This window comes from Arsenicicoccus sp. UBA6765 (genome assembly GCF_002453335.1).
GTDB classification, from domain to species: Bacteria; Actinomycetota; Actinomycetes; order Actinomycetales; family Dermatophilaceae; genus Arsenicicoccus; species Arsenicicoccus bolidensis.
In genome coordinates, this window is record NZ_DKGR01000020.1 from 125,119 (window position 1) to 149,528 (window position 24,410).

Sequence of the window (24,410 nt, forward strand, 5' to 3'; positions counted from 1 at the left end):
GACACACCCCACCCGAGGAGGCCCCGTGGCCCGCGTGCCCAGCGACTGGGAGCAGATCGTCGCCGCCGACCCCACCCACTCCGAGCGCTACGTCGAGCGGTTCCGTCGGATGGCGCGCGAGGGGCACGACCTGGCCGGCGAGGCGCGGATGGTCGACGCCATGCTCGGGCGCGGCTCGCGGATCCTCGACGCCGGGTGCGGACCCGGCCGGGTCGGGGCCTTCCTGCACGAGCTCGGGCACACGGTCGTCGGGGTCGACGTCGACCCGGTGCTGATCGAGGCCGCCGAGGCCGACCACCCCGGCCCGACCTGGCTGGTGGGTGACCTCGCCGAGCTGGACCTGCCGGCGCGGGGGATCGACGAAGGGTTCGACGTCGTGGTGTGCGGCGGCAACGTCATGACCTTCCTGGCCGCGAGCACGCGGGTGGAGGTGCTGCGCCGGATGGGGTCGCACCTGGCCGACGGCGGGCGCCTGGTCGTGGGGTTCGGCAGCGGGCGCGGCTACGACTTCGGGGCGTTCCGGATGGACGCGCGCGTGGCGGGGCTCACCGAGTCGCTGATGCTGTCGTCGTGGGATCTGCGGCCGTTCCGTCAGGGCAGCGGGTTCCTCGTGGCGGTGCTCGAGCGCTGACGCAGGCGCGTCTCCTCGGCCACGGTGCGGGGGAGCGTGGCCTCCACGACCCCGGCGGACGTGCCGACGAGCAGTCGCCGACCGAGCAGCGGATGACCCGGCGGCCCGGGCAGCACGGCCACCTCGTCGGAACCCTCGTCGGACCCCTCGACCTCGACGTCGTCATCGGGCGGTGGCAGACCAGCGCCGCTCGATCGCGCCACGACCGACACCTCGCCGGTCCAGTTCTGCAGCTCCAGCACGGTGTCGCGACCTCGGCCTCCGCCGAGATCGAGCCCGCGGCCGCTGCCGGGACCGTGAGCATGACCATGACCGTATGGCGCGTCGCCCACCAGGCGCCACGGCTGCCACGGCCCGCTCCGCAGCGCCGATCGCCACGCGAGCATGCGTGCCCCGGCCACCCCGGCCCAGCCGAGACCCACCACCAGCGCGAGACGCAGGAGGTTCTGCCACCACTGCGTGACGGCGGACGGGGCGGGGTCGTCGACCGCGCCCACCGTCTCGGGGTCGTCCGGGTCGACGACCACCGTCAGCTGCGTGCCCACCGGCACCACCTGCGGATCCACGCCGTGCACGACCGAGGCATAGGTCCGGCCGCCCTCCACGTGGGTCACCCGGACCCACGGGGAGTGACCGAGCCCGGTGTAGGTCCACCCCGAGGCCGTCACCTGCGCCGGCGTGCGGACCCCGCGGTCGTGCAGCTCTGCGCTCGCCATACGGGTCATCAGTCCCGTGCCCAGCAGGAGCAGGAGGGCTGTCGCCGCGAGGGCGAGCGGCGGGGCCAGCCGGCTGCGGCAGGCTCGCTGCCAGGCAGGGGCGGTCTCGGGGTCGTCCCAGGCCACCCCGACGGGCTCCGAGCCAGCTGCGCCGTCTGCCCCGTCCACGCCGCCAGGCAGGTCGGCCGTCGCCAGCACGACCCGACGCTCGGGGTGGTGGGCGCGGATGCGCTCGGTGACGCGGTCGCGCGCCCGGCCCAGCAGGGCCCAGCCCGCCAGCAGGGCCGCTACGACGAGACCGACCACGACGACGGTGGGGTTGACGGCCGGGGGCTGGCCGGGTCCTCGGTGCCGGGCCCACCCGACGAACGCGTGCGCCGCGACGCCCAGCACCAGGATCACGGCACAGGTCAGGGCACCGACCCGGATCCGGTCGGTCGCAGCGGTCCGCATGGGTCCACCTCCACGTGGGCACGCGCCTCCGACGGAGGCGGCTCGCACGGTCACTCTGGCACGGTGGGCAGCCCGTCCGGGGGAGCAGCGCCGTGGGCGCCGGTGGGCAGTTGGGACCAGACCGGAGGAAGGATTAAAATACGTCCGCTGCCCCGTGCCCGGGAGCCAGCGCGTCGTTCAGCCCCAGCGACAGACCGTGCGCCGTCTCGGTGCCCACCCCCATGGTTCTGGAGCGACGTGAGCGACCTGCGTGACGACCGACCCACGATCCGCCCGGCGTCGTGGCGGGTCGAGGTGCACAGCCCTCGGGACCTGGACTGGTCGATCTCTCCCGAGCTGTACGCCCTCCACGGTCTCGAGCCCGGTCGCGGGCCGGACGGTCTGGACCTGTTCATCGCTCACATCCATCCGGACGACGCCGATCTGGCCGAGAAGGCCTCGGCGGCTCTCCGGCGGGGCGAGGCCTTCGCCCACCGCCGGCGCCTCGTCCGACCCGACGGCCAGTCGCGCGACGTGCTCGCCGTGGGCCTCGGTGAGTATGACGCCGCCGGCACCCTGGTCGGGGCGTCCGGCTACCTGCTCGACGTCGGACCCATGGTGCAGCAGGCGGTCGCGGAGGAGATGACCGGTCAGCTGGGTGAGGTCGTCGAGGCCCGCGCGATCATCGAGCAGGCCAAGGGGGTGCTGGTCGTGGCCTACGGGATCACCGCGGACCACGCCTTCGCCCTGCTCGGGTGGTACTCCCAGCGCACCAACACCCGCGTGCGGGCCATAGCCGCCCGCCTGGTCGAGGGCGCCACCTCCCGCGTCGGCGACCCGGCCGACCTGGACCGGATCCTGTCGGTCTTGCTCGACCCACGCTGCGCGGCGCTGCGCGACGCCCCCGAGGGGGGTGGCGCCCAGAACTGGGCCGCCGCGCGCATGCCGCCGGTCGTGACCGTGCGCCGTCACCGCGGCGTCCCGGTCATCGCGGTCACGGGTGACGTCGACGCCGCGCGGGCCGCCGAGGTGGTCCCGCAGCTGCGGGACGAGCTGGCGGCCCTGCCCCGGCCGACCCAGCCCCACGTCCTCGACCTGTCGGGGGTGGGCTATCTCGGGCCGGCCGCGGTGATGGCGGTGGCGGGTGTCGTGGCCAAGCACCTGTCCACCCCGGCCGACCTGCGCGTCGTCGCCGGGGGCGCCCGGGCCCAGCTCGTCGCGGCGGGCCTGCCGCGGAGCCGGGTCGTGCGCCGCGCTGGCGCGTCCGAGTCGGTCTGACCCGCGAGCCTGCCCCGAAGGGGTCACCCCGGGTGACGTCCGCCGCGGGCACGGCATACGGTCTGGTCATGGGCACTCTCCCCGCACCGCGCGACATCTCCGGCCCCGAGGCGACCGCCGCGATCCACGAGCAGGGCGCGCACCTCGTCACCTGGACCCCCACCGGCGGGCAGCCGGTGCTGTGGGTCAGCCGCGACACCCTCCTCGAGGAGGGGACGGCGATCCGGGGCGGGGTGCCGATCTGCTTCCCGTGGTTCGGCCCCGGCCGCTCCGGCGACCGCAAGCCCTCCCACGGACCCGCGCGCACCACGCGCTGGGAGCCCGTCGTGATCGAGGAGGGACGGGCCGAGCTGACCCTCACCCTGGGTGCGCTCCGCGCGACGTATGCCGTCCGCGCCGGCCGCCACCTCGAGCTCGCGCTGCGCGTCACCAACGTCGGGTCGCAGGAGGAGACCTACGAGGAGGCGCTGCACACCTACCTCGCCGTGGGCGACGTGCGGCAGGTGTCGCTCGAGGGGCTCGACCGTGCGTCCTACGTCGACAAGACCGACAAGGGCGCGACGCGGCGCCAGGAGGGCCCGGTGACCCTGCGGGGCGAGACGGACCGCGTCTATCGGTCGGCCTGCCCCGTCACCGTCGTCGACCCGGTGCTCGGGCGGCGGCTGCGCATCACGACGTCCGGCTCGGCCAGCACCGTGGTGTGGAACCCCTGGGCGGACAAGGCCGCCGGCCTCGCCGACATGGGCGACGACGAGTGGACCGGGATGGTCTGCGTCGAGGGCGGCAACGTGCTCGCCGACGAGATCACCCTGGCGCCGGGGGACTCGCACACGCTGCGCTACGAGATCGAGGTGCTCCCGCTCTAGCGGGCCGGGTGCAGGGCAGCCTCAGGTGATCTCGGCCCACGCCGCGGCGATCGCGGCCACGGCTCGCTCCAGCGTCTCCACCGGCTGCGTGAACGGCGTCCGCAGGTAGCCCTCCAGGCCGCTGCGGTCAGGGCTGAACGCCGCGCCCGGCGCCAGCCGCACTCCGCGCCGCGCAGCGGCCGTGACCAGGGCGGACGATCGTGGCTGCGGGAGGCGCCACCACAGGCTGAGCCCACCGCGGGGGACCTGGGCCTCCCAGCCCGGCAGGGTCGCGGTGACGAGGGCGTGCAGGCTGTCGCGCTGGTGGACCAGGGCGGCGCGCCGCTCGGTGTCCGGCTGGGGGTGGCGCAGCAGGTCGGCCAGGGCGATCTGCTCGAGGACCGGGGCGCCGAGGTCGAGGGAGAGCCGCGCCTGCTGCACGGCCGCCAGGAGCGGCCCCTCGGCGCGGACCCACCCGAGCCGCAGGCCGCCCCAGTGCGACTTGCTGCACGAGCCGACGCTGATGGCCGGGCCGTGCGCTGCCACGGGGCGGGGCAGCACGGGGGCGTCCAGAGCCATGTCGATCGGCGTCTCGTCGACCACCAGCGGCACGCCGGCGCGCGCGAGGCCGCGGACCAGGAGCGCGCGACCGTCGTCGTCCAGCAGGTGACCCGTCGGGTTGTGGAAGTCCGGGATCAGCAGGGCCGCCCTGGCCCGCGAGGCCGCCGCCGCCGTCACGATCCCCTCGACGTCGAACCCGTCCTCGATCATGGGCACCGCCACCGGCCGCGATCCCTGCCGCTGCAGTGCGGCGATCGAGTTGGGATAGCTCGGGGACTCCAGGACCACCCGGTCGCCCGGCGAGGCCAGGGCGCGGAGCACGGCGGCGACCCCGGCCAGCGCGCCGCTGGTGATGATCACCTGGTCAGGCGTGGTCGGCACCCCGCGCGCGGCATAGTGCTCGGCCACCGCCTCCCGGAGCACGGGGAGCCCGGCCGGGTGGTAGCCGCTGCCCGCGAGGTAGCGCGGGAGCTGGGCGATGGCCCGCTCGAACGCCGCCACGAGCCCTGGCACCGTCGGCGGCACGGTGACGGTGAGGTCGGCGACGGTCGGAGGCGCGTCCCCGCTCAGCGTGCGCCCTGGCAGCCCGAAGGGCTCCTCGCCGGCGGGAGCGGGCGGCCCCGGCAGGCGCGTGCGGGTGCCGGACCCCTGCCGCGCCTCGGCGTAGCCCCGCTCCACGAGGTCGGCGTAGGCCCGTGCCACGGTCGTGCGGCTGACCCCGAGCTGGGCCGTGAGGGCGCGCTCGCCCGGCAGGGTCGTGTCGGGGAGGACACGTCCGTCAGCGACGAGCAGCCGGATGCCGTCCGCGAGCCAGCGATAGGCCGGGACGCCCGGGCCGGCCGGCCCCAGCTGTTGCGCCAGGCGGTGCGGAGTGAGGCGGCGGGGCGTCATACGGTCCACTATGACTCAAGTGGCTATGTCGGACCAGTCCACTTGTGGGGGATGATGGTCGTATGACGCGCCCCACCCGCTCCCTCCAGCCGATGACCCCGATGCAGCAGCTGCGCGCCGGCCGCCTGCCGCGACGGCTGGTGCAGCTCATGGTGGGGCTCACCCTCTATGGCATCTCGATGAGCATGATCATCCAGGCGGCGCTGGGGCTCGACCCGTGGGACGTGTTCCACGTCGGGGTCGCCCTGCACCTGCCCATGTCGATCGGCGTCACCGTGATCGTCGTCGGGGTGGCCGTGCTGCTGGCGTGGATCCCGCTGCGGCAGTGGCCAGGTCTGGGCACCGTCGCCAACGCCATCTGGATCGGCGTCGCCACCGACTGGACCCTGAGCTGGCTCGACGCGCCCTCCTCGCTGTGGGTGCGGGCGGTCTTCCTCGTCGCGGGGATCGTGCTCAACGGCCTAGCGGGCGCGCTCTACATCGGCGCGCAGCTCGGGCCCGGCCCCCGCGACGGCCTGATGACCGGCCTCGCCCACCGCACCGGCCTGTCGCTGCGGCTCGTGCGGACCTCGCTGGAGGTCGCCGTGCTCGCGATCGGCTGGCTGCTCGGCGGCGGCGTGGGCCTCGGCACCGTGCTGTATGCCGTGGGGATCGGCCCGATCGTGCAGCACCTGCTGCCCTGGTGCATCGTCCCGGTCACGGACCCCACCCCCTCGTCGAGTGGTCACTTCCCGACGGCTTCGCGCGTCGGGAAGTGACCACTCGGCGGAAGGTGACCAGTCGGCGGGAGGTGACCAGTCGGCGGGAGGTGACCGGAGCGGGGCTAGGGGGCGGCGGGCAGGCCCTCGTCCGCGCTGGGCGTCGCCGGGAGGGCTGCGGTGTGGCCGCGCCGACGGGTGCGCCGCTCGATCAGCCCGGCCAGCGTGGTGAGGGTGTAGTTCATCGCGATGTAGAGGACGGCGACGAAGATCAGGGCGGGCACGACGTTGCCCTGCCAGGACCCGATCTGGTCGGCCTTGCGGAGCAGCTCCTCGTAGAGGATGACGTAGCCCAGCGCCGTGTCCTTGAGGACGACGACGAGCTGGCTGACCAGCGACGGAAGCATCGCGGTGAGGGCCTGGGGCAGCTGCACCGAGCGCATCACCTGGCCGGGGCGCAGGCCGATCGAGAGCCCGGCCTCGGCCTGACCCTTGGGCAGGTTGTTGACGCCGGAGCGGATGAGCTCGGCGATGACGGCGCCGTTGTAGAAGGTGAGCCCGGTGACGACGCCCGCGAGGGACTCGTAGCCCGGGAACATCCCGCGGTTGACGAAGAGGGCGTAGCTGCCCAGCATCATGACGAGCACGGGGATCGCGCGGAAGACCTCGACGACCGCGCTGCACAGCCACCGCACCGGCCGCACGGACGACAGGCGCCCGACGCCGAGCAGCAGGCCGATCACGCCGGCGGCGGCGATGGAGATCGCCGCGGCACGCAGGGTGCCGAGGATGCCGGGCAGGAGGTACTCCGACCACACGTCGGTCCACAGCAGGGGGCGCCACTTGGCGGCGTCGAGCTGCCCCTTGGCGGCGAACTGCATCAGGATCCAGACCCCGATGCCGATCGCGATCAGCAGCAGGACTCCGGCCACGATGCGCTGGTTGCGGCGGGTCCGCGGCCCGGGGGCGTCGAACAGGACGGACGCGTCGGAGCTCATCGCTTGACCTCCATGCGGGTGGCGAGCCGGGTGAAGAACAGGCCGGTCGGCAGGGTGAGGATCACGAAGCCCAGGGCGACGATCAGGAAGAAGGTCATGATCGCGTCGGGCCGGTCCTCGATGACCTGCGCCTGCAGGTAGGAGATCTCCGCGACGCCGATCACCGACACGACCGTGGTGTTCTTGGTCAGGGCGATGAGGGTGTTGCCCAGCGGCACGATCGCCGCGCGGAAGGCCTGGGGCAGCACGATCTGGGTCAGCGTCTGGCGGAAGCCGAGGCCGAGGGAGCGCGCCGCCTCGGCCTGCCCGACGGGCACGGTGTTGACGCCGGACCGCAGCGCCTCGCAGACGAAGGCCGCGGTGTAGATCGACAGCGCCGCGACGGCGAACCGGAAGTTGTTGTCGCTGATGAAGGTCGGCGACTGCGCGCTGGCGAGGCGCAGGTTGAGCTGCGCGACCAGGCCGAGAGAGCAGAAGACGACGATCAGCGTCAGCGGGGTGTTGCGGACGATGTTGACGTAGAGCGCGCCGAGGAAGCGCAGCATCGGGACGGGGGACAGGCGGAAGATCGCGAGGATCGTCCCGATGACGAGGGCGCCGATGCCGGACAGGACCGTGAGCTTGATGGTCATCCAGAACGCGCCGAGGATGTCGAACTCGCTGAAGAGCTCTTGCATCCGCACTCCTTGGGGGTGAGGGGACCGGCGGGGTGGCGGTGAGCACGTATGCCGGGGCGCTCCCGGCATACGTGCTCACCGTGCGGCGCGCCTCCCCGCCGCGAGGAGGGGAGGGCGCGGACCGGCCGAGGTCAGGCGCACGCGGCGGGCTTCGGGGGGTTCTTGCTGGTGTCGACCTTGAACCCGCCGGTGCCGAGGTTCTTGTCGACGGCCTTCTGCCACTCGCCGGACGAGATGTACTTGTTGATCGCGTCGGTGACCTTCTGGCAGGTGGCGGTGTCGCCCTTCTTGACGCCGACGCCGTAGTTCTCGGTGCTGAAGGTCTTGCCGACGACCTTGAGCTTGCCTTGGTACTGCGACTGGCCGGCGTAGCCCGCGAGGATCGTGTTGTCGGTGCTCAGGGCGTCGATGGAGCCGCTGGACAGGGCCTCGACGCACTTGGAGTAGGTGTCGTACTCCTGGAGCTGCACGTTGGGGTACTGATCCTTGATCTTGGTGGCCGAGGTGGAGCCCTTGACCGAGCAGAGCTTCTTGCCGGACAGGGCGTCGGGGCCGGTGATCGAGGTGTCGTCGGCGCGGACCAGCAGGTCCTGGCCGGCGACGAAGTACGGGCCGGCGAAGGAGACCTTCTCCTTGCGCTTGTCGGTGATCGAGTAGGTGCCGACGATGTAGGCGACCTTGCCCGCCTGCAGCGTGGCCTCGCGCTGGGCGCTGACGGCCTCGACGAACTCGGGGGTCTTGCCCATCTCCTTGGCGATGTACTTGGCCAGGTCGACGTCGAAGCCGGAGTAGCTCGAGCCCTCCTTGAGGCCCAGGCCGGGCTGGTCGAACTTGATGCCGACCTTGATGGTCTCCCCGCCGGCCGCGCCGGAGGCGGCGCCGGACGAACCGGAGCCCGAGCTGCTGCTGGAGCTGCCGCAGGCGGCGATGGAGGTGGCGGCGAGCGCGATGGCTGCGGCGGCGGTGGTGGTGCGACGGATCGTCATGAGATCTCCTCGGGTGGTGGCCGGTGGGCCGGCTCAGTGGGTGAGGATCTTGCCGAGGAAGTCCTTGGCGCGATCCGACTGCGGGTTGGTGAAGAACTGCTCGGGGGTGGCTTGCTCGACGATCTGCCCGTCCGACATGAAGACGACCCGGTCCGCGGCCTTGCGGGCGAAGCCCATCTCGTGGGTGACGACGATCATCGTCATGCCGGTGCGGGCGAGCTGGGTCATGACGTCGAGGACCTCGTTGATCATCTCGGGGTCGAGGGCCGACGTCGGCTCGTCGAACAGCATGACCTTGGGGTCCATGGCGAGGGACCGGGCGATCGCGACGCGCTGCTGTTGGCCGCCGGAGAGCTGGGCGGGGAACTTGTCGGCCTGGTGGCCGACGCCGACGCGGTCGAGGAGTTGGCGGGCGCGAGCCTCGGCGTCCTTCTTGCCGAGCCCGCGGACCTTCATCGGGCCCAGGGTGACGTTGTCGAGGATCGTCTTGTGGGCGAACAGGTTGAACGACTGGAAGACCATGCCCACGTCGGACCGCAGCTGGGCCAGCGCCTTGCCCTCCTCGGGGAGGGGTCGGCCGTCGATGGAGATGGAGCCGGACTCGATGGTCTCGAGCCGGTTGATGGTGCGGCACAGGGTCGACTTGCCCGAGCCGGAGGGGCCGATCAGGACGACGACCTCCCCCTCGTGGACCGTCAGGTCGATGTCGCGGAGGACGTGGAGGTCTCCGAAGTGCTTGTTGACCTGCTCCATCACCACGAGGGGACGGCGGTCGCCCGAGGGCGGGGTGGCGGCGGTGCTCATGGAGGGGAGAGTAGCCCCAGCGTCCGACAGGGTCTCCCCCCGAGCACCTTAGGTACGCGAACGGTTGGCAGATCGTGACCATGACGTGCAACCTGAGAGACGGCGCCCGCGTCATTCGGGTGTCAGCACCTCTTGGGGAGGGAAGGGAACCGCATGGACGAGCGCGACGAGGAGTTCACTGCTTTCGTGGCAACACGCTCCGGACCGTTGCTCCGCTACGCGTACCTGCTGACGGGTGATCACGCCTCGGCGGAGGACCTGCTCCAGAGCACTCTGGTCAAGGTCTACCTGTCGTGGCACAAGATCGCGGACCACCGGTCCGTCGATGCCTACACCCGCACGGCCATGACGCGCACCAACATCTCGGTGTGGCGCAAGGTGGGGCGGCGTGAGTACGCAACGGAGACGACACCCGACGAGGCCGTCGAGGATCGGCACGACATCGACGAGCGGGACGGGATGTGGGCGCTGCTGCAGACGCTCGGGTCCCGTCAGCGCACGGCGCTCGTGCTCCGGTTCTACGAGGACCTCCCGGAGGCGGAGATAGCAGACATCATGGGGTGCTCCTTGGGCACGGTGAAGAGCCAGATCTCACGCGGCCTGGCCAACCTTCGCAAGGTCGTGCCTGCACGTGACGAGATGTGGGAGAGGGGGTTGGGTCATGCGGGATGACGAGCTCGGACGCCTGGTGAGGCGTTCGCTGGAGGGGCACGCCGACGACGTGCGGCCCTCGCCCGACCTCGGCGAGTGGGTCGTCGAGCGCGGCAAGGTCGTGCGCCGTCGCCGCCGGGTGACCGCCATGGCCGGGGCCGGCACGACGCTGGCGCTGGTGGTGGGGGCGGCGGTCCTCGTGCCGCGGCTCGCGGACGGCCAGGATCCCGAGGACAAGGTCGTCCCTGCGACACCCCCGACGTCGCAGGTCACGACCGCGCCCGCGATCCCCTCGCCCACGCCCACCAGCACGGGCACCAGCGCGCCCGAGCCCACCTCGGAGCCGCCGTCGGTCCCCCGGTCGACGGCGACGTCCCCGACGGACGTCCCGTCGGCCACGGCCACGGCGACGCGCACCGCCCCGACGAGCACGCCCACCGCGAGCGGGACCCTCGCGCCCGAGCCCGGGTCGTCCTTCGAGACGCCCTTCGGCCCGGTCGCGTTCCCCACCGGCACCAGCGTCAAGATCGCGGGCACGCGTGCCGGGGACCGCTATCTCGCGCTCGTGGGCTCCAACGACGACCAGACCGACTCGGCGCCGCCCAACCAGGCTCGCCTCATGAGCGTGGCGAGCGACGGCACCGCGATCGTTCTCGCCTCGGCCGGCAACGGGTCCGCCCACAGCTTCGCCACCAGCCCCAACGGCCGGTTCGTGGTCGTCGCGATCCACGACGACGGTGGTGAGCGGCTCGAGGCCTATCGCGTCGGACAGCTCGGCGAGCGAGCGTCCTACATCGTCCCGGAGGAGTGGCAGGGCGAGATCGTCGGCTGGGCCACCGAGGGCGTCACCATCAAGGGGACGCAGTCGGCGCACGAGCTCACCTGGCAGATGGACTCCGGACGGGTCACCGTGCGGCCGGCTCCCGACGCCCCGCCGACCACGCTGGTCACCGGGCGCTAGGTTGGCGGGGACGACCGTCGTGGGTCGTCCCCGTCGGTCGTCGGTCGTCCGTCGGTCGTCCGGCATCAGTCGTGGGCCGCCAGGGAGGATCGGGCCGTATGCCGAAGCAGGTGGTGGAGCTCGCCGACGGGTCGCGTCTCGCGGTGTGGCGGTCAGGCGCCGGCGGGACCCCGGTGCTGCTGCTGCCAGGCATGAGCCAGGACCACTGGCTCTACGACGTGCTCGTGGCCGAGCTCGCGGCGCGCGGCGTGCTGGACGGCCAGGTGGAGACGATCGCGATCGACCAGCGGGGCACCGGCGACAGCGACGACATGGATCGCCGGGACCCGCCGACCACAGGATCCTTCGCCGACGACGCGGCCTGGGTGCTCGAGCGGCTCGAGGTCGAGCGGGCGCACGTGGTCGGCCACTCCATGGGCGGCCGCATCGCGCAGTGGCTCGCGATCCGACACCCGGAGCGCGTCGCGAGCCTGACCCTGCTGTGCACCTCGCCCGGTGACCGGCACGGCGTCCCGCGCGCCGACGACGTCGACGCCACGATCGCGCGCTGCGACCCGATGGAGATGGCGCTGCTGAGCTACACGCCCGCGTGGCTGGGCTCGCACCACGAGCTGGCCGAGACGGCCGACGCCGCGACCACGACGCGGTCCGCGCAGCGCGGCCTGCACTACCGCGCCTCGCACGGGCACGACGCGTGGGACTCGCTGCCCCGCATCGTCGCGCCCACGGTCGTGGTCCACGGCGACGCCGATCGCGTCAACCCGCTGCGCAACGGCGAGCTGCTGGCCGAGCGCATCCCGGGCGCCGAGCTCGTCGTGCTGCGCGGCGCCCGCCACGGCCTGCCGGTCGAGCACGCGGCCGAGATCGCCGACGTCGTCCTGCGCCAGGTCGCCACTCAGAAGTAGTCGCGCACGCGCACCTGACGCCCGCCGGTGAGGGTGTCCCACACCGCGTCGTCATCGGCGGGACCCGTCAGCAGGCCCGCCTGGCGCTGCGCGCTGCTCGGCTGGGCGCCGGCATACGCGAGGCTCAGTGCGCGCGGGTGCAGGAGCCGTATGCCGGGGGCAGGGTCGTCGGCGAGCCGCTCGCAGGTGGCCCTCCCCGCCGTCACGCGCAGGCGGTAGGTGCCGGCCACCGGGTCGCCGCCGTGGCCGGGGGAGACGGCGAACGTCAGGTCGGCGTCGAGGTGGCCGGGGTAGCCGCGGGCCTCGAACGCCGCGGGGACGTCGAGCACCGCGAGGGCGTAGGGGCGCTGGTCGACCGGGCGCCAGGCGTTGCCGGGCAGGTGCAGGCGCAGGGGATCGGCGCCGCTGGTCCACAGCGTGGTGGTGGGGGCGACGGCGTGGCTGGTGCCGAGCTGGTGGAGCAGGGCGCGCGCGGCCGACGGGGTGGTCACGACGAGGTCGTCCACCGCCGTGACGCCCTGGTGGTAGCCGTCGGTGCGCCGCCAGGTGGCGTAGCCCGTGACCGCGCCGTCCTCCTCGACGAGGGTGACGTGCGCGCCGTCCAGCGCCTGCAGGAAGGCCGTCACGTCGGGCGGGAACTGCGGCCCGGACCGGGTGAGCGGTCCGTCGTGCTCGCGGGCCCAGCGGGTGTAGGCGGCCTGCATGGCGTCCAGGTCGTCGGCCGTGCCCCGGCGCAGCCGCACCTCGCGCGTGCCGTCCTGCGCATCGGCGGGCTCGTCGACCGGGACGTCGAGGAGCAGCCGCGTCGGCAGCTCGACCTGGTCGAAGGACGTCACCGTCTCGTAGCCGAACCGCCGGTAGATGCCCTGCGCCGTGGCGTAGAGCGTGGCGAGGACGTCCCCGCGCTCGCGGGCGCGGTCGTGCAGGGCGGGCATCAGCAGGCCGAGGCTCCCCGAGCCGCGCTCCTCGAGGCGCACGGCGACGCTGGCGATGCCCGCGGTGGGCACCTCGCGCCCGCCCCACCAGGACGACAGCGACAGGGCGCCGACCCGACCGACGAGGGTGTCGTCGACGAAGGCGCCCAGCATGACCCGACCACGCCGGGTGGGGTCGGGCAGCGGGTCCGGGGCGGGCTCGGCGTGGCCGAAGGACTCGACGCCGAGGTCCCAGGAGGCGCGGGCGTCGTCGACGGTGAGCGCGCGGACGACGGGGCGACCGCCCGTCACCGGCGCTCGCCCTGTCGACGTCGCCGCCAGACGTCCCACGCCAGGCCCACGAGCACCCAGAACACGCCGAACAGCAACGCGGCCGAGGCGGTGGCCAGGAAGGGCTCGCCGTCGAACAGCCCGAGCCAGATCATCACCAGCCGAAAGATCAGGAAGGTGACGGTCATGACCAGGCCCTCGCCGAGGCGCGACCCCAACGATCTTGCCCTTGCCCCCGCCCCCGCCCCCGCCGCGGGCTCGGGCGCCGGGGCGGGGGTGCGTCCCGTCATCGGGCGAGGTCCGGCGCCACGTGGCCGAAGCGGTGCAGGGTGCGGCTGATCGCCTGCTCGCGCAGGAAGGTCAGCAGCTCGCGACGGCCGTTGGCCAGCACCGGGTCGGCGAGGACGGTCGCGGACGAGCCGGCGAGGGCGTGGACCAGGTCCCTGACCTCGGACTCCTGACCGATCGCGCGCACCCGCGTCGAGTGCTCGCCGTCACGCAGCCGCTGGGCGAAGGTGGCGCGGTCCTCGATCGTCAGCAGGTCGCGCAGGTCGTCGGCGGCCTGGCGGGCCTCGCCGTCACCGGTGCGCAGCGCCTCGAGCGGGCCGGCGGCCTGCGGGTCGGCGCTGATGCGCACGGCCGACCCCGCGAGCTCGGCCGCCGCCAGCAGGCGCACCAGCTCGACCGGACGCGCACCGGGCTCGAGCCGGACGGTCACCTCGGGGTGAGGGCGGTAGCGGAACACGTTGGCCTCGACCGCGAGACCGGTCTCGTCGATCTCCACACCGAGCTCGTCGCGCCACGCCTGGGCGTCGGAGCGCAGGGCCGCGTCGAGCCAGCCGCGGGCGTCCTGCAGGTCCCCGTCGTCGCCCGCGCCACCGGCGCCCACGACCAGCGGCGAGAGGCGGTCGACCAGCCGGCGCACGCGCGGCGACGGCTCGACGCCGCGCTGCGGCAGCCCGTCCTCGCTCCACGACCCGAGCAGGGCGACGTAGTTGGGGCCGCCGGCCTTGGCGCCGGGGCCGACCACCGAGTCCTTCCACCCGCCGAAGCTCTGCCGCTGCACGATCGCGCCGGTGATGTGGCGGTTGATGTAGGCATTGCCCACGTCGACGTGCTCGGTCCACCAGGCGATCTCGTCGGGGTCGAGGCTGTGCAGGCCACCGGTGAGGCCGAAGGCCGTGGCGTTCTGCAGCTCGATGGCCTCCTCGAGCGTGCGGGCCGTCATGAGGCCGAGGACCGGGCCGAACACCTCGGTGAGGTGGAAGAACGACCCGGGACGGACGCCCTCCTTGAGGCCGGGCGACCAGAGGCGGCCCGAGTCGTCGAGCTGCTCGGGCTCGACCAGCCAGGACTCGCCGGGCTCCAGGGTCGTGAGGGCGCGGCGGAGCTTTTCCTCGGGCACCTCGATGATCGGGCCCATCGTGGTGCCGAGGTCGTGCGGCCAGCCGACGCGCAGCGAGCGCACGGCGTCGACCAGCTGGCGCCGGAAGCGCTCGGAGCGCGCGACCGAGCCCACGAGGATGCCGAGCGATGCGGCCGAGCACTTCTGACCGGCGTGGCCGAAGGCGCTGCGGACGAGGTCGGCGGCGGCCAGGTCGAGGTCCGCGGCCGGGGTCACGACCAGGGCGTTCTTGCCGGAGGTCTCGCCATAGACGCGAGGCCCGGCGGGGTGCTCGGTCCGCCAGCCGGCGAACATGCGGGCGGTCTCGGAGGCGCCGGTCAGCACGACGGTGTCGACGTCGCGGTGCGAGACCAGGGCGCGTCCGGCCTCGCGCTCGTCGGTGCGGACGACCTGCAGCACCTCGCGGGGGACACCGGCCTCCCACAGCGCCTCGGCGGCGACCTCGACGCAGCCTGGCGTGGGGTGCGCGGGCTTGATGACGACGGCCGACCCCGCGGCGAGCGCGGCGAGCACGCCGCCGATCGGGATGGCGACGGGGAAGTTCCACGGCGGGGTGACCAGCACGACGCGGTCGGGCGTGAAGCGCGACCCGTCGGTGTGCGCGCTCGCGCCGGCCTCGAGCTCGAGCCCGCGCTCGGCGTAGTAGCGCGCGAAGTCGATCGCCTCGGAGATCTCGGGGTCGGCCTCGGCGACGGTCTTGCCGCCCTCGGCGGCCATGATCGTGACCAGTTCGCCGCGCCGGGCGTCCAGCTCACGGGCGGCGTCGCGCAGCACCTGCGCCCGGTCGTATGCCGACCGCCCGGCCCAGCCCGGGGCCGCCGACACGGCGCGGGCGACCACCTCGTCGACGTCGTCCGGGGTCGACAGGACGGGGGAGGAGAGGCGGTGGGGGTCGGCCGCGAGCGCCTCCCGGGCCCAGACACGGGTGGCGGGCAGGGACGGGTCGGAGTCGGGGGTGTTGGCGAAGCGGTCGCCGATGCGGGCGCGCTCGGACGAGCGGCGCGGTCCGACGGGCGTCGTCGGCATGGCGGCGACCGACTCGCGGAAGCGGCGCTCCTGGTCGGCCATCGCGTCGTGCGGACGGGCCGCGGCGCCGGGGCGGCCGTCCGGCGAGGCGCCGGACCCCGGGTCCGCGGAGAACATGGCGTGCAGGAAGTTCTGCTTCTGGGCGTTCTCCTCCAGGCGGCGGATGAGATAACTCACCGCGACGTCGAAGTCCTTGGGGGCGACGACGGGGGTGTAGAGCAGGACCGACCCCACGTCAGCCTTGACGGCGCGGGCCTGGCTGGGCGCCATACCCTGCAGCATCTCGATGTCCAGGGCGTCCAGGCAGCCGCGCTGCTGGGCCAGGAGATAGGCCACGGCCGTGTCGAAGAGGTTGTGCGAGGCGACGCCGATGCGCATGACCTCGGTGGCGTCGGGCCGCAGCGCGCGCTCCACGAAGGCGAGGTAGTTGGCGTCGACGTCCTCCTTGGTCGGGTAGGGGGCCTGCACCCAGTCGTGCAGCTCGGCCTCGACCTGCTCCATCGCTAGGTTGGCGCCCTTGACGACGCGGACCTTGATGCCGGCGTGCCCGGCGGCTCGGCGGCGGCGGGCCAGCTCGAGCATGCGCTCCAGGGCGGGCAGTGCGTCGGGGAGGTAGGCCTGCAGCACGATCCCGGCCTCGAGGTCGTGGAACTCCTCCTCGGCCAGCAGCCGCTCGAAGACCGCCATCGTGAGGTCGAGGTCCTTGTACTCCTCCATGTCGAGGTTGACGAAGGCGTGCGGGCTCTTGGCCACGGCGGTGCGGTAGAGCGGGCGCAGGCGCTCGAGGACCCGCTCGACCGTGCCCTCCTCGTCCCACGTCGAGATCTGGCTGACCAGGGACGACACCTTGATCGAGACGTAGTCCACGTCGGGGCGGGCCAGGATCTGGCGGGTGCGCTCGGCCCGGCTCGCGGCCTCGTGCTCGCCGAGGACGGCCTCGCCCAGCAGGTTGACGTTGAGCCGGAAGCCCTCGGCCCGGGCCTTGGCCAGGTGGCGGCCCAGGGCCGGGTCGTTCGCGTCCACGACGAGGTGGCCGACGATCTGGCGCAGCCGGGCGCGGGCGATCGGCACGACGACCGGAGGAGCGAGCTTGGCGACCTTGGCGCCGAGCCCCAGCAGCGAGCGGTCGACCCGGCCGAGGAACGCGCCGGCGTCACCGGCGGTCAGCGTCGAGAGCACCTTGGCGGCGACGTAGGGGTCCTCCGGGCGGGCCACCTCGTCGACGAAGGTCACCGCCAGGTCCAGCCCCGTCTCGTCGCGGAGCAGGGCGCCCAGCTGGTCGGACGTGGCGCGCTCGGACCGCGTCGCGCCCTCCGCCGTGGCGCGTTCCCACTGGCGGGCGACCTGGACGGCCTCCTCGGCGACGGCGGCGACGGCCGCCGGTCCGGTGAGGTCGCTGGGCTGGGGCGCGAGGGGTCGGCTCTGATCCGTCATACGGTCGATTCTGGACCACGGGACCGACAGGGGGTGAACGGGGGTGCGACCCGTCTCACAACGGCTCCTCCCGTCCTCCCGAGGACGGGCGCGGGCTCGGCCTATACCCTGAGCCCATGCCTTCCGACTACCGAATCCTCAACGTGTTCACGACGCCGGACGACCTGTTCTCCGGCAACGCGGTCGCCGTGTTCACCGACGCCAAGGGTCTCGACGAGGAGACCATGCGGCGCACCGCTCGGCAGCTGGGGACCGAGTGCTCGTTCATCACCGGCCGTGACGACGAGGGTCACGCCACGGTCCGCTTCTTCCAGCCCGAGGGCGCCTCGGGCTTCGCCGGCAGCGCGTCGATGGCGACCGCGCACGTCGTGCGCGAGCTCGACGGCGGCGAGGGCGACATCCACCTCGCCGGCAGGAAGCAGCTGATCCACGTGATCGACTCCGGCAACCGGTGGACCATGCTCGGCCGCAGCTCGGTCATCGAGGAGATCCGCACCGAGAAGCGGTTCCTCGCCGGTCTGGTCGGTCGCAAGATCCCCGCGATCGTCGACCCCACCGTCAAGGTCACGTTCACGCGCTCCACCATCGTGCTCCAGCTCGCGACGGAGCAGGACGTGCGCGAGGCCAAGATCGACGCCCGCCTCCTGCACCAGTACGCCATGCTGCTCCACGTCGAGCCGCAGATCTACGTGTGGGCCTGGCGCGAGGACGGCGACGTCGCCTCCCGCATGTTCTACGGCCCGCAGGGCGGTGTCCTCGAGGTCGCCGCGACCGCGTCCGGCGCCGGCCGGCTCGGCGAGGTCCTCGTCTCCCGGGGCGAGCGCGACAAGCACTACCGCGTCTACCAGGGCGAGGACATCGAGCGCCCCTCGATGATCCACCTCGACATCGACGCCGACGGCCAGGTCTCGCTCGGCGGCATCGTCAAGGAGGTCGCGCGCGGTCAGATGGCCATCTGACCGCCCGGATCCCCGCGGTCGCTCGGATCACCCCCGGTCGGGTCCGAGGCCGAGAGGTTCACGTGCGGGACGGCACAGCGTCATACCCATCCCGCAGACTGGTGCCATGAGCACCTGGACCACCAAGGACATCCCCGACCAGACCGGCCGCGTCTTCGTCGTCACCGGAGCCAACTCGGGGCTCGGCCTCGAGACCACGCGAGCGCTCGTCGACAAGGGCGCGTACGTCGTCATGGCCTGCCGCGACACCGACAAGGGCGAGGCGGCCCGGTCCTCCCTCGACCTCGCCGGACCTGGCGGGGCCGAGGTGCGCCGCCTGGACCTCGCGTCGCTGGACTCCGTGCGGGAGTTCGCCGAGGGCGTCTCTGACTGGCGCATCGAGACCCTGATCAACAACGCCGGCCTGATGGCCGTGCCGTTCTCGCGCACCGCCGACGGCTTCGAGACGCAATTCGGCACCAACGTCCTGGGTCACTTCGCGCTGACGGCCCAGCTCCTGCCGCGCCTGACGGACCGCGTCGTGTGGCTGTCCTCGCTGATGCACCGCATGGGCCGCATCGACCTCGCCGACCCGAACTTCGAGCGGCGCCGCTACAACGCCTGGGTCGCCTACGGGCAGAGCAAGCTCGCCGACCTGATGCTGGCCTACGAGCTGGAGCGTCGGCTGACGGGCGCCCGCTCGCCGCTGCGGTCGATGGCGGCGCACCCGGGCTACTCCTCGACCAACCTGCAGGGCCGCACCGGCTCGGTGTGGTCCGACCGGGCGATGCTGCAGCTCAACCAGGTCAGCACGGTCGCGCAGCCGGCCGCGATGGGCGCCCTGCCGTCCCTCTACGCGGCGACGGTGGACGACCTGCCGGGCGGCTCGTTCGTGGGGCCGGACGGGTTCATGGAGGCTCACGGGCACCCGCGCACCGTCGGCTCGACCGCGGCGTCGCACGACCGTCGCAAGGCCGCGCAGCTGTGGCAGCTGTGCGAGGAGCTGACGGGCGTCCCCTTCCGCGTCTGACCCGCCGGGGGCAGAGGCATCGACCGGCCTTCGTTCGCCAGGCTGACGATCCTGCCCCCGGTAGGTTCAAGGGGTGCTCGCCATCCCGCTCGCCCTCGCGTCGGCCGTCCTCTACGGCGTCTCTGACTTCCTGTCCGGCGTGCAGTCGCGGCGGCGGCACTTCCTGATCGTCGGTGCGGTGGCGCAGACCTTCTCCGCGACGGGGATCACGCTCGTCGCCCTCGCCCAGCGTCAGCCGCTCACCCAGGACGCCCTCCTCTGGGGCGCCGCCGCGTCGATCGGGCACTGCTCGGGCACCCTCATGCTCATGCGCGGGCTGGCCCGTGGCTCGATGCACGTCGCCGGCCCGCTGTCGGCCGTGTGCGCGGCGGGTCTGCCGGTGATCCTCGGGGTCGCCCTGGGCGAGCGGCCCTCGCCCCTCGCGGTCGTCGGCATCGTCCTGGCCCTCCCGGCCGTGTGGGCGGTGGCCGCGGGTGAGAGCGACCCTGGGTCGGCCCCCGGCGAGACCCACCTGGTCGAGCCCGACCATGGCCGTATGCCGTCCGCGCCGCCCCCGGCGAGGCGGGCCGGGGTGCGCGACGGGCTGCTGGCGGGGGTCGGCTTCGCGGTGTTCTTCATCGCGCTGGCGCAGGCCGCTCCGGGGTCGGGGTCCTGGCCGGTGGCGGTGTGCCAGCTGGTGTCGCTGGTCGTGATGTGGGGGATCGTGGCGCAGCAGCGGCCGGAGGGGTCGGTGCGGGCGGCGCTGCCCGCGTGGATCGTCGGGGTCACCGGCGCCCTGGGGTCGTTGACCTACTTCCTGGCCGGGCAGTCCGGTGGCGAGGCTTCCGGCCAGGCCGCCGGGCAGGCAGGCGAGGCTGCCGGGCAGCTCACCGTCGTCCCCGTCGTGGCCTCCCTCTACCCGGCGTTCACGGTGCTGCTGGCGATGGCCCTGCTCGGTGAGCGGGCCTCGCGGGCCCAGGTCGCGGGTCTGGTCGCGTGCGCGGTCGCCGTGGCCCTCATCGCGGCCGGCTGAGGTCTCCGGACCACCTGGGCGGCGGCTGCGCATCTGCCCGGAGACCACGGCAGATGTGGACGGTCGGTGGCCCGGAGGGCGTCATACGCGTCAGTATGGGGACCATGTCGATCCGTGAATGGTTGATCACCCGGTCCGAGCGCGCCAACCCGCGCACCACGATCGACGACCAGCACCCCGGCGACCAGGCGTGGAGCGACGGCAACGTGGCGACGCCGCTGATCCACGGGCGGCAGTACTTCGCGGACCTGTATCCCCGGATCGAGGCGGCCGGGCCGGGCGACCTGCTGTGGTTCACCGACTGGCGCGGGGACCCCGACGAGCGGCTGGTGGCCGACGACCCCAACTCCGAGATCGCCTCGGTGCTGTCGCGCGCGGCCCGTCGCGGCGTGGACGTGCGCGGTCTCGTGTGGCGTTCGCACTGGGACAAGCTGGCGTTCTCCGGCGCCGAGAACCGCCGCTTCGGCGAGCAGCTGCAGAGCGCCGGGGCCGAGGTGCTGCTCGACATGCGGGTGCGCACCGGCGGCAGCCACCACCAGAAGTTCGTCGTCATCCGGCACCGCGACGACCCGACGCGGGACGTCGCCTACGTCGGCGGCATCGACCTGTGCCACTCGCGGCGCGACGACGACGACCACCACGGCGACCCGCAGGCGCAGAGCATGGCCGAGGAGTTCGGCGACAGCCCGCCCTGGCACGACGTGCAGGTGCGCCTGGAGGGGCCGGCCGTGCACGACGTCGAGACGGTGTTCCGCGAGCGCTGGAACGATCCGACCCCCTTGTCTCGCAGCCCGATCCGCATGATGGGCGACAAGCTGCGCGGCGACGACACGGACCCGGACCCGCTCCCCGAGCAGACGCCCCCACCGCCCGCCATCTCCGGCGCGACCCACCACGTCCAGCTGTTGCGCACCTATCCCGACCTGCGGCACGGCCGCGACTACCCCTATGCGCGGGGCGGCGAGCGCAGCGTGGCCCGCGGCTACTCCAAGGCGCTGGAGCGCGCCGAGCACCTCATCTACATCGAGGACCAGTACCTCTGGTCCAAGGACGTCGCCGAGCAGTTCATCGAGACCCTGCAGTCCAGCCCGGGCCTGCACGTGATCGCGATCCTGCCGCAGGTGCCCGACCAGAGCAGCCCGATGTCGCGCACGCCGCAGCTCTACGGCCGCGACCAGGCGGTGCGGCTGATCGAGGAGGCCGGCGGCGACCGGTTCGCGCTCTACGGCATCGAGAACCTCGCCGGCACACCCGTCTACGTCCACGCCAAGGTCTGCGTCATGGACGACCGCTGGGCCACGATCGGGTCCGACAACTTCAACCGGCGCTCGTGGACGCACGACTCCGAGCTGTCCGCGGTGGTGTGGGACGACGAGGGCGAGGACCACAACGCCTATGCCCGGCGCCTGCGGCTGCGGCTCGCGGCGGAGCACCTGGGTCGCGAGCTGCCGACGGACGCGACCGACGCCGAGATCGCCGCGGTGATGGCGGACTGCCTCACCGCCGAGGGGATGTTCGCCGCGTATGCCGACTGCGCCCGGCGCCTCGAGGACTGGCACGGCGGCGGGCGCGTCGGTGAGCGGCCTCCGGGTCGGTTGCGCCGCATCCCCCCGGTGGAGCAGTCGTCGTTCACCAAGGCGTGGGCCCGGGTGGTCTACGAGCTCGTGCACGACCCGGACGGCCGGCCCAAGCCGTTGCGCCTCGCCGGCCGCTTCTAGACCTACCTCAGGTCGTCACATCGGCCTGGGTTCGCCCGCCAGGCGCCTGTGACGACCTCAGGTAGATCCGGCAGGGGACTCACAGGCTGGGCCGGGCACAATGACTGGCGAAGGCCAGGCGGGGGACGAGAGGACTGACATGGAGCACGACGACGCGCAGCCGCGCGACGGTGGCCGCGAGGCCGATGGCGGAGGCACCCCTCCGAGCGGCGAGGCGGGCCGGTTGCGCGGCGCGGTGGGCTCGATCACGCGCACCGTCCGAGCCCGGCTCGACGCGCCGCCACCCTCGCAGTGGGGGAGCACGGCCGCCGGCCAGCACGAGCCGATGTCCACGACCGTGCACGTCACCATGCCCGAGCCCACGCGCCCCGAGTCCGACCCGGTCCCCCGTGGGGTGCGGGTCGCGGCGGCCTGGAGCTGGCGGCTGCTGCTGATCGTCGCGGCGGTCTATCTCGTCGCCCAGGCGCTGGCGGCCGTCCCCATCGTCACGATCCCCTTCGTCGTCGCCCTGCTGCTCACGGCCGTGCTCGGCCCCGTCCAGCGGCGGCTGCACCGCGGGGCGCACGTCCCACACTCGCTGGCGGCCTTCCTGGCGCTGCTGCTCGGCATCGCGGTGATCGGGGCGATCGGGACGTTCGTGGCGCTGCAGATCTCCGCCAACGCGCCTCGTATGACGGAGCAGTTCACCCAGTTCCTCGACGACGCGAGCCGGTGGCTGCGCGAGGGGCCGCTGCGCCTGAGCGACTCCCAGGTCGAGAAGTACATCCAGGAGCTCTCGGACACCATCTCCAAGAACCAGGGCACGCTCGTGACCGGCGCGATCACGACCTTGTCCACGCTCTCGCACGTCATCGCGGGCGGGTTGCTGCTCCTGCTGAGCACGTTCTTCCTGCTGCGTGACGGCGAGGTCATCTGGCGCTGGGTGCTCGGCCTGCTGCCGACGAGCTCGCGCCGCCGCATCGACCAGGTCGGTCGCGTCGGGTGGCACACGCTCGGCGGCTACATGCGCGGCGTGACGATCATCGCGACGCTGCACGCGACCACGATCTACGTCGTCCTGCACGTCCTCGAGGTGCCCCTGGCGCTGGCGCTGTCGGTCCTGATATTCGTCGGGTCGTTCATCCCGCTGATCGGCATGACGGTGACCGGGATCTTCTGCATCATCGTCAGCCTCATCGAGCACGGACCTGCGGCGGCCACGGTCGTCGCCATCACGATCGTCGTCCTCGTGCAGCTCGAGGCGCACCTGCTGCAGCCGCTCATCATGAGCCGCAACGTCGAGGTCCACCCGCTCGGGGTGGCCCTGGCCGTCCTTGCGGGGACGTCGGTGGCGGGGGTGGCCGGCGCGTTGTTCGCCGTGCCGATCGTGGCCTTCGCCAACGCCACGCTGCGGGCGGTGCACCTGCCCCTCCCGCCCACCGAGGAGGAACGCGAGGAACAGGCCAAGGTGACCGCGGGGCAGCTCCCGCTCGAGGGCTACCCCGAGTAGTCAGGCGCGCGCCTCGATGCGCGCGGCGATCGCCTCGAGCGCCCGGTCCAGCCCGGCGTCGATGGTGGCGGGGTCGCCGTGCTCGGTGCTCAGGCTGATCTCGACCGTCGACTCCGCGTCGCCCTCGATGTCGCCCTCGACGTCGCTCTCCACGTCGCCCTCGACGGTCAGGGAGCCGCGATAGCTGTGCCGCTCCGAGCCCCAGCGCATCGCCCGCGCCTCCTGGTCGACCTCGAGCCAGGCCGTGCCCTGCACCTCCAGCTCGCGCGTGCCGTCGGGGGTCACGACCGCGGTGACCGTCACGGTGCCGTCGTCGTGCGGCTCCACGCGACGCATCCGCGGCATGAAGTCCGGCAGGTGCCGTGCGTCGCTGAGGTACCCGAAGGTGACGTCGGCGGGCGCGTGGACGGTGATGGTGCGGCTGTGCTCGGACATGGCGTCTCCTCCTGAGGGGTGGTCTCCAGTCCTACCACCCGCCCTGGCGGCGCCGTCCACCGGCCCCGTGGACTCGACTCCCCGTCAGCCCAGCAGTCTCAGCCCAGCAGTCTCAGCCCAGCAGCCTCAGCCCAGCAGTGTCAGCCGCGCAGGGTCTGCACCAGGGTGACCGTGGCGACGAGCACGAGGAGTATGCCGAACGCCAGCTGCAGCCGGGGTGCGGGCACGCGGCGTCCCACCCGCCCACCGAGCAGGCCGCCCACGACCATCGACACCGTCAGCGCGACGGTCAGCGGCCAGTCCAGCCGCGCGAGGGTGGGCCACCGCCAGACCAGCGACGTGAGGCAGTTCCCGGCGATGACCAGCAGGGACGTGCCCACCGCCACGCGCATCGGCACCCGCAGCAGCAGCGTCAGCGCCGGCACGATCGCGAAGCCCCCGCCCACGCCGAAGAACCCGGTCAGGAGGCTCACCCCGGTCGCCGCGCCCACCAGACCCCCCCAGCGGGTGCGGTGCGCCACCCGGTGCGCACCCGCCGGAGCAGCCGCGCCGTCCACCACGTCAGGCTGGCCCCGGTGCACCGGCACCCCCGGGTCGGAGGCCCCCGCGTCCCGCCCCCGGCGCACCATCAGCGCCGCGATCACCAGCAGCAGCCCGCCGAACATCGCGAGCAGCAGGTCCCCG

General features: G+C 73.1%; 23 protein-coding genes. 12 read left to right on the plus strand and 11 right to left on the minus strand.

Annotated elements, in window-relative coordinates; translation table 11 throughout:
- Positions 1–25 precede the first annotated feature (25 nt).
- A complete protein-coding gene (locus B4K29_RS06230; protein ID WP_019286661.1) occupies positions 26–631 on the plus strand; it encodes a class I SAM-dependent methyltransferase in 606 nt (201 codons plus the stop codon).
- Here B4K29_RS06230 and B4K29_RS06235 read toward each other — a convergent pair.
- A complete protein-coding gene (locus B4K29_RS06235; protein ID WP_286966680.1) occupies positions 592–1,800 on the minus strand; it encodes a DUF3592 domain-containing protein in 1,209 nt (402 codons plus the stop codon). The two genes, B4K29_RS06230 and B4K29_RS06235, sit on opposite strands and share 40 nt — an antisense overlap.
- 237 nt (positions 1,801–2,037) lie before the next feature.
- Between B4K29_RS06235 and B4K29_RS06240 the strand changes: the two genes are divergently transcribed.
- Both B4K29_RS06240 and B4K29_RS06245 read left to right on the plus strand, forming a co-directional pair.
- Positions 2,038–3,057, plus strand: coding sequence for an ANTAR domain-containing protein (locus B4K29_RS06240; RefSeq protein WP_286960958.1), 1,020 nt, complete (start codon positions 2,038–2,040; stop codon positions 3,055–3,057).
- Between the two features lie 68 nt (positions 3,058–3,125).
- Entirely contained in the window at positions 3,126–3,923 is a 798-nt protein-coding gene (locus B4K29_RS06245; RefSeq protein ID WP_286966682.1) for a D-hexose-6-phosphate mutarotase, read from the plus strand.
- Between the two features lie 21 nt (positions 3,924–3,944).
- Here the strand turns inward: B4K29_RS06245 and B4K29_RS06250 are convergent, their stop codons facing one another.
- Positions 3,945–5,354, minus strand: coding sequence for a PLP-dependent aminotransferase family protein (locus tag B4K29_RS06250; RefSeq protein ID WP_286960985.1), 1,410 nt, complete (start codon positions 5,352–5,354; stop codon positions 3,945–3,947).
- Between the two features lie 62 nt (positions 5,355–5,416).
- On the opposite strand from B4K29_RS06250, the gene B4K29_RS06255 reads away from it, so the two are divergent.
- Entirely contained in the window at positions 5,417–6,112 is a 696-nt protein-coding gene (locus B4K29_RS06255) for a YczE/YyaS/YitT family protein (RefSeq protein WP_286966684.1), read from the plus strand.
- Between the two features lie 65 nt (positions 6,113–6,177).
- Here the strand turns inward: B4K29_RS06255 and B4K29_RS06260 are convergent, their stop codons facing one another.
- The 4 genes from B4K29_RS06260 to B4K29_RS06275 form a co-directional block, all read right to left on the minus strand.
- Positions 6,178–7,050 (minus strand): amino acid ABC transporter permease, encoded by an 873-nt coding sequence (locus tag B4K29_RS06260; RefSeq protein ID WP_286959844.1) that lies wholly within the window; start codon positions 7,048–7,050, stop codon positions 6,178–6,180.
- On the minus strand, positions 7,047–7,727 hold the full coding sequence (locus B4K29_RS06265; RefSeq protein WP_019286656.1) for an amino acid ABC transporter permease: 681 nt from the start codon (positions 7,725–7,727) through the stop codon (positions 7,047–7,049). The genes B4K29_RS06260 and B4K29_RS06265 overlap by 4 nt, the downstream gene beginning before the upstream one ends.
- A 131-nt stretch (positions 7,728–7,858) precedes the next feature.
- Entirely contained in the window at positions 7,859–8,713 is an 855-nt protein-coding gene (locus B4K29_RS06270; RefSeq protein ID WP_239261895.1) for a glutamate ABC transporter substrate-binding protein, read from the minus strand.
- Between the two features lie 33 nt (positions 8,714–8,746).
- A complete protein-coding gene (locus tag B4K29_RS06275; RefSeq protein WP_372490220.1) occupies positions 8,747–9,466 on the minus strand; it encodes an amino acid ABC transporter ATP-binding protein in 720 nt (239 codons plus the stop codon).
- 204 nt (positions 9,467–9,670) lie between these two features.
- Here B4K29_RS06275 and B4K29_RS06280 point away from each other — a divergent pair, with 204 nt between their 5' ends.
- The 3 genes from B4K29_RS06280 (at position 9,671) to B4K29_RS06290 (ending at position 12,034) form a co-directional block, all read left to right on the plus strand.
- Positions 9,671–10,189: a SigE family RNA polymerase sigma factor gene (locus B4K29_RS06280; RefSeq protein WP_019286653.1), complete on the plus strand. Its 519-nt coding sequence runs from the start codon at positions 9,671–9,673 to the stop codon at positions 10,187–10,189.
- Complete coding sequence (locus tag B4K29_RS06285) at positions 10,179–11,129, plus strand: hypothetical protein (protein WP_286966686.1); 951 nt, start codon at positions 10,179–10,181, stop codon at positions 11,127–11,129. Before B4K29_RS06280 ends, B4K29_RS06285 begins: the two co-directional genes overlap by 11 nt.
- Before the next feature lie 98 nt (positions 11,130–11,227).
- Positions 11,228–12,034, plus strand: a complete 807-nt coding sequence (locus tag B4K29_RS06290; RefSeq protein WP_239261903.1) for an alpha/beta fold hydrolase — start codon at positions 11,228–11,230, stop codon at positions 12,032–12,034.
- Here the strand turns inward: B4K29_RS06290 and B4K29_RS06295 are convergent.
- Genes B4K29_RS06295 through B4K29_RS06305 form a run of 3 tightly spaced genes read right to left on the minus strand, consistent with a single transcriptional unit; the run spans position 12,025 to position 17,104 of the window.
- Positions 12,025–13,260, minus strand: coding sequence for a GNAT family N-acetyltransferase (locus B4K29_RS06295; protein ID WP_286959848.1), 1,236 nt, complete (start codon positions 13,258–13,260; stop codon positions 12,025–12,027). The genes B4K29_RS06290 and B4K29_RS06295 overlap by 10 nt on opposite strands.
- Positions 13,257–13,529 (minus strand): hypothetical protein, encoded by a 273-nt coding sequence (locus tag B4K29_RS06300; protein WP_286966689.1) that lies wholly within the window; start codon positions 13,527–13,529, stop codon positions 13,257–13,259. Before B4K29_RS06300 ends, B4K29_RS06295 begins: the two co-directional genes overlap by 4 nt.
- Positions 13,526–17,104 carry a proline dehydrogenase family protein gene (locus B4K29_RS06305; protein ID WP_286966692.1) on the minus strand — a complete coding sequence of 1,193 codons (3,579 nt, stop codon included), beginning with the start codon at positions 17,102–17,104 and terminating at the stop codon, positions 13,526–13,528. The genes B4K29_RS06300 and B4K29_RS06305 overlap by 4 nt, the downstream gene beginning before the upstream one ends.
- Positions 17,105–17,220: 116 nt before the next feature.
- Here B4K29_RS06305 and B4K29_RS06310 point away from each other — a divergent pair, with 116 nt between their 5' ends.
- From B4K29_RS06310 to B4K29_RS06330, 5 genes are all read left to right on the plus strand, one after another.
- Positions 17,221–18,063, plus strand: coding sequence for a PhzF family phenazine biosynthesis protein (locus B4K29_RS06310; protein ID WP_019286645.1), 843 nt, complete (start codon positions 17,221–17,223; stop codon positions 18,061–18,063).
- A 106-nt stretch (positions 18,064–18,169) separates the two neighbouring features.
- Complete coding sequence (locus B4K29_RS06315; protein ID WP_019286644.1) at positions 18,170–19,072, plus strand: oxidoreductase; 903 nt, start codon at positions 18,170–18,172, stop codon at positions 19,070–19,072.
- 73 nt (positions 19,073–19,145) lie between these two features.
- Positions 19,146–20,084 (plus strand): EamA family transporter, encoded by a 939-nt coding sequence (locus tag B4K29_RS06320; protein ID WP_019286643.1) that lies wholly within the window; start codon positions 19,146–19,148, stop codon positions 20,082–20,084.
- Between the two features lie 104 nt (positions 20,085–20,188).
- On the plus strand, positions 20,189–21,802 hold the full coding sequence (locus B4K29_RS06325) for a phospholipase D family protein (protein ID WP_029212147.1): 1,614 nt from the start codon (positions 20,189–20,191) through the stop codon (positions 21,800–21,802).
- A gap of 139 nt (positions 21,803–21,941) precedes the next feature.
- Positions 21,942–23,291, plus strand: coding sequence for an AI-2E family transporter (locus tag B4K29_RS06330; protein WP_029212146.1), 1,350 nt, complete (start codon positions 21,942–21,944; stop codon positions 23,289–23,291).
- On the opposite strand, the gene B4K29_RS06335 is transcribed toward B4K29_RS06330, so the two are convergent.
- Together B4K29_RS06335 and B4K29_RS06340 are read right to left on the minus strand one after the other, a co-directional pair.
- Positions 23,292–23,726 carry an SRPBCC family protein gene (locus B4K29_RS06335; RefSeq protein ID WP_029212145.1) on the minus strand — a complete coding sequence of 145 codons (435 nt, stop codon included), beginning with the start codon at positions 23,724–23,726 and terminating at the stop codon, positions 23,292–23,294.
- Positions 23,727–23,866: 140 nt separating this feature from the next.
- A partial coding sequence (locus tag B4K29_RS06340; RefSeq protein ID WP_286966697.1) for a TSUP family transporter occupies positions 23,867–24,410 on the minus strand: 544 nt, incomplete at its 5' end.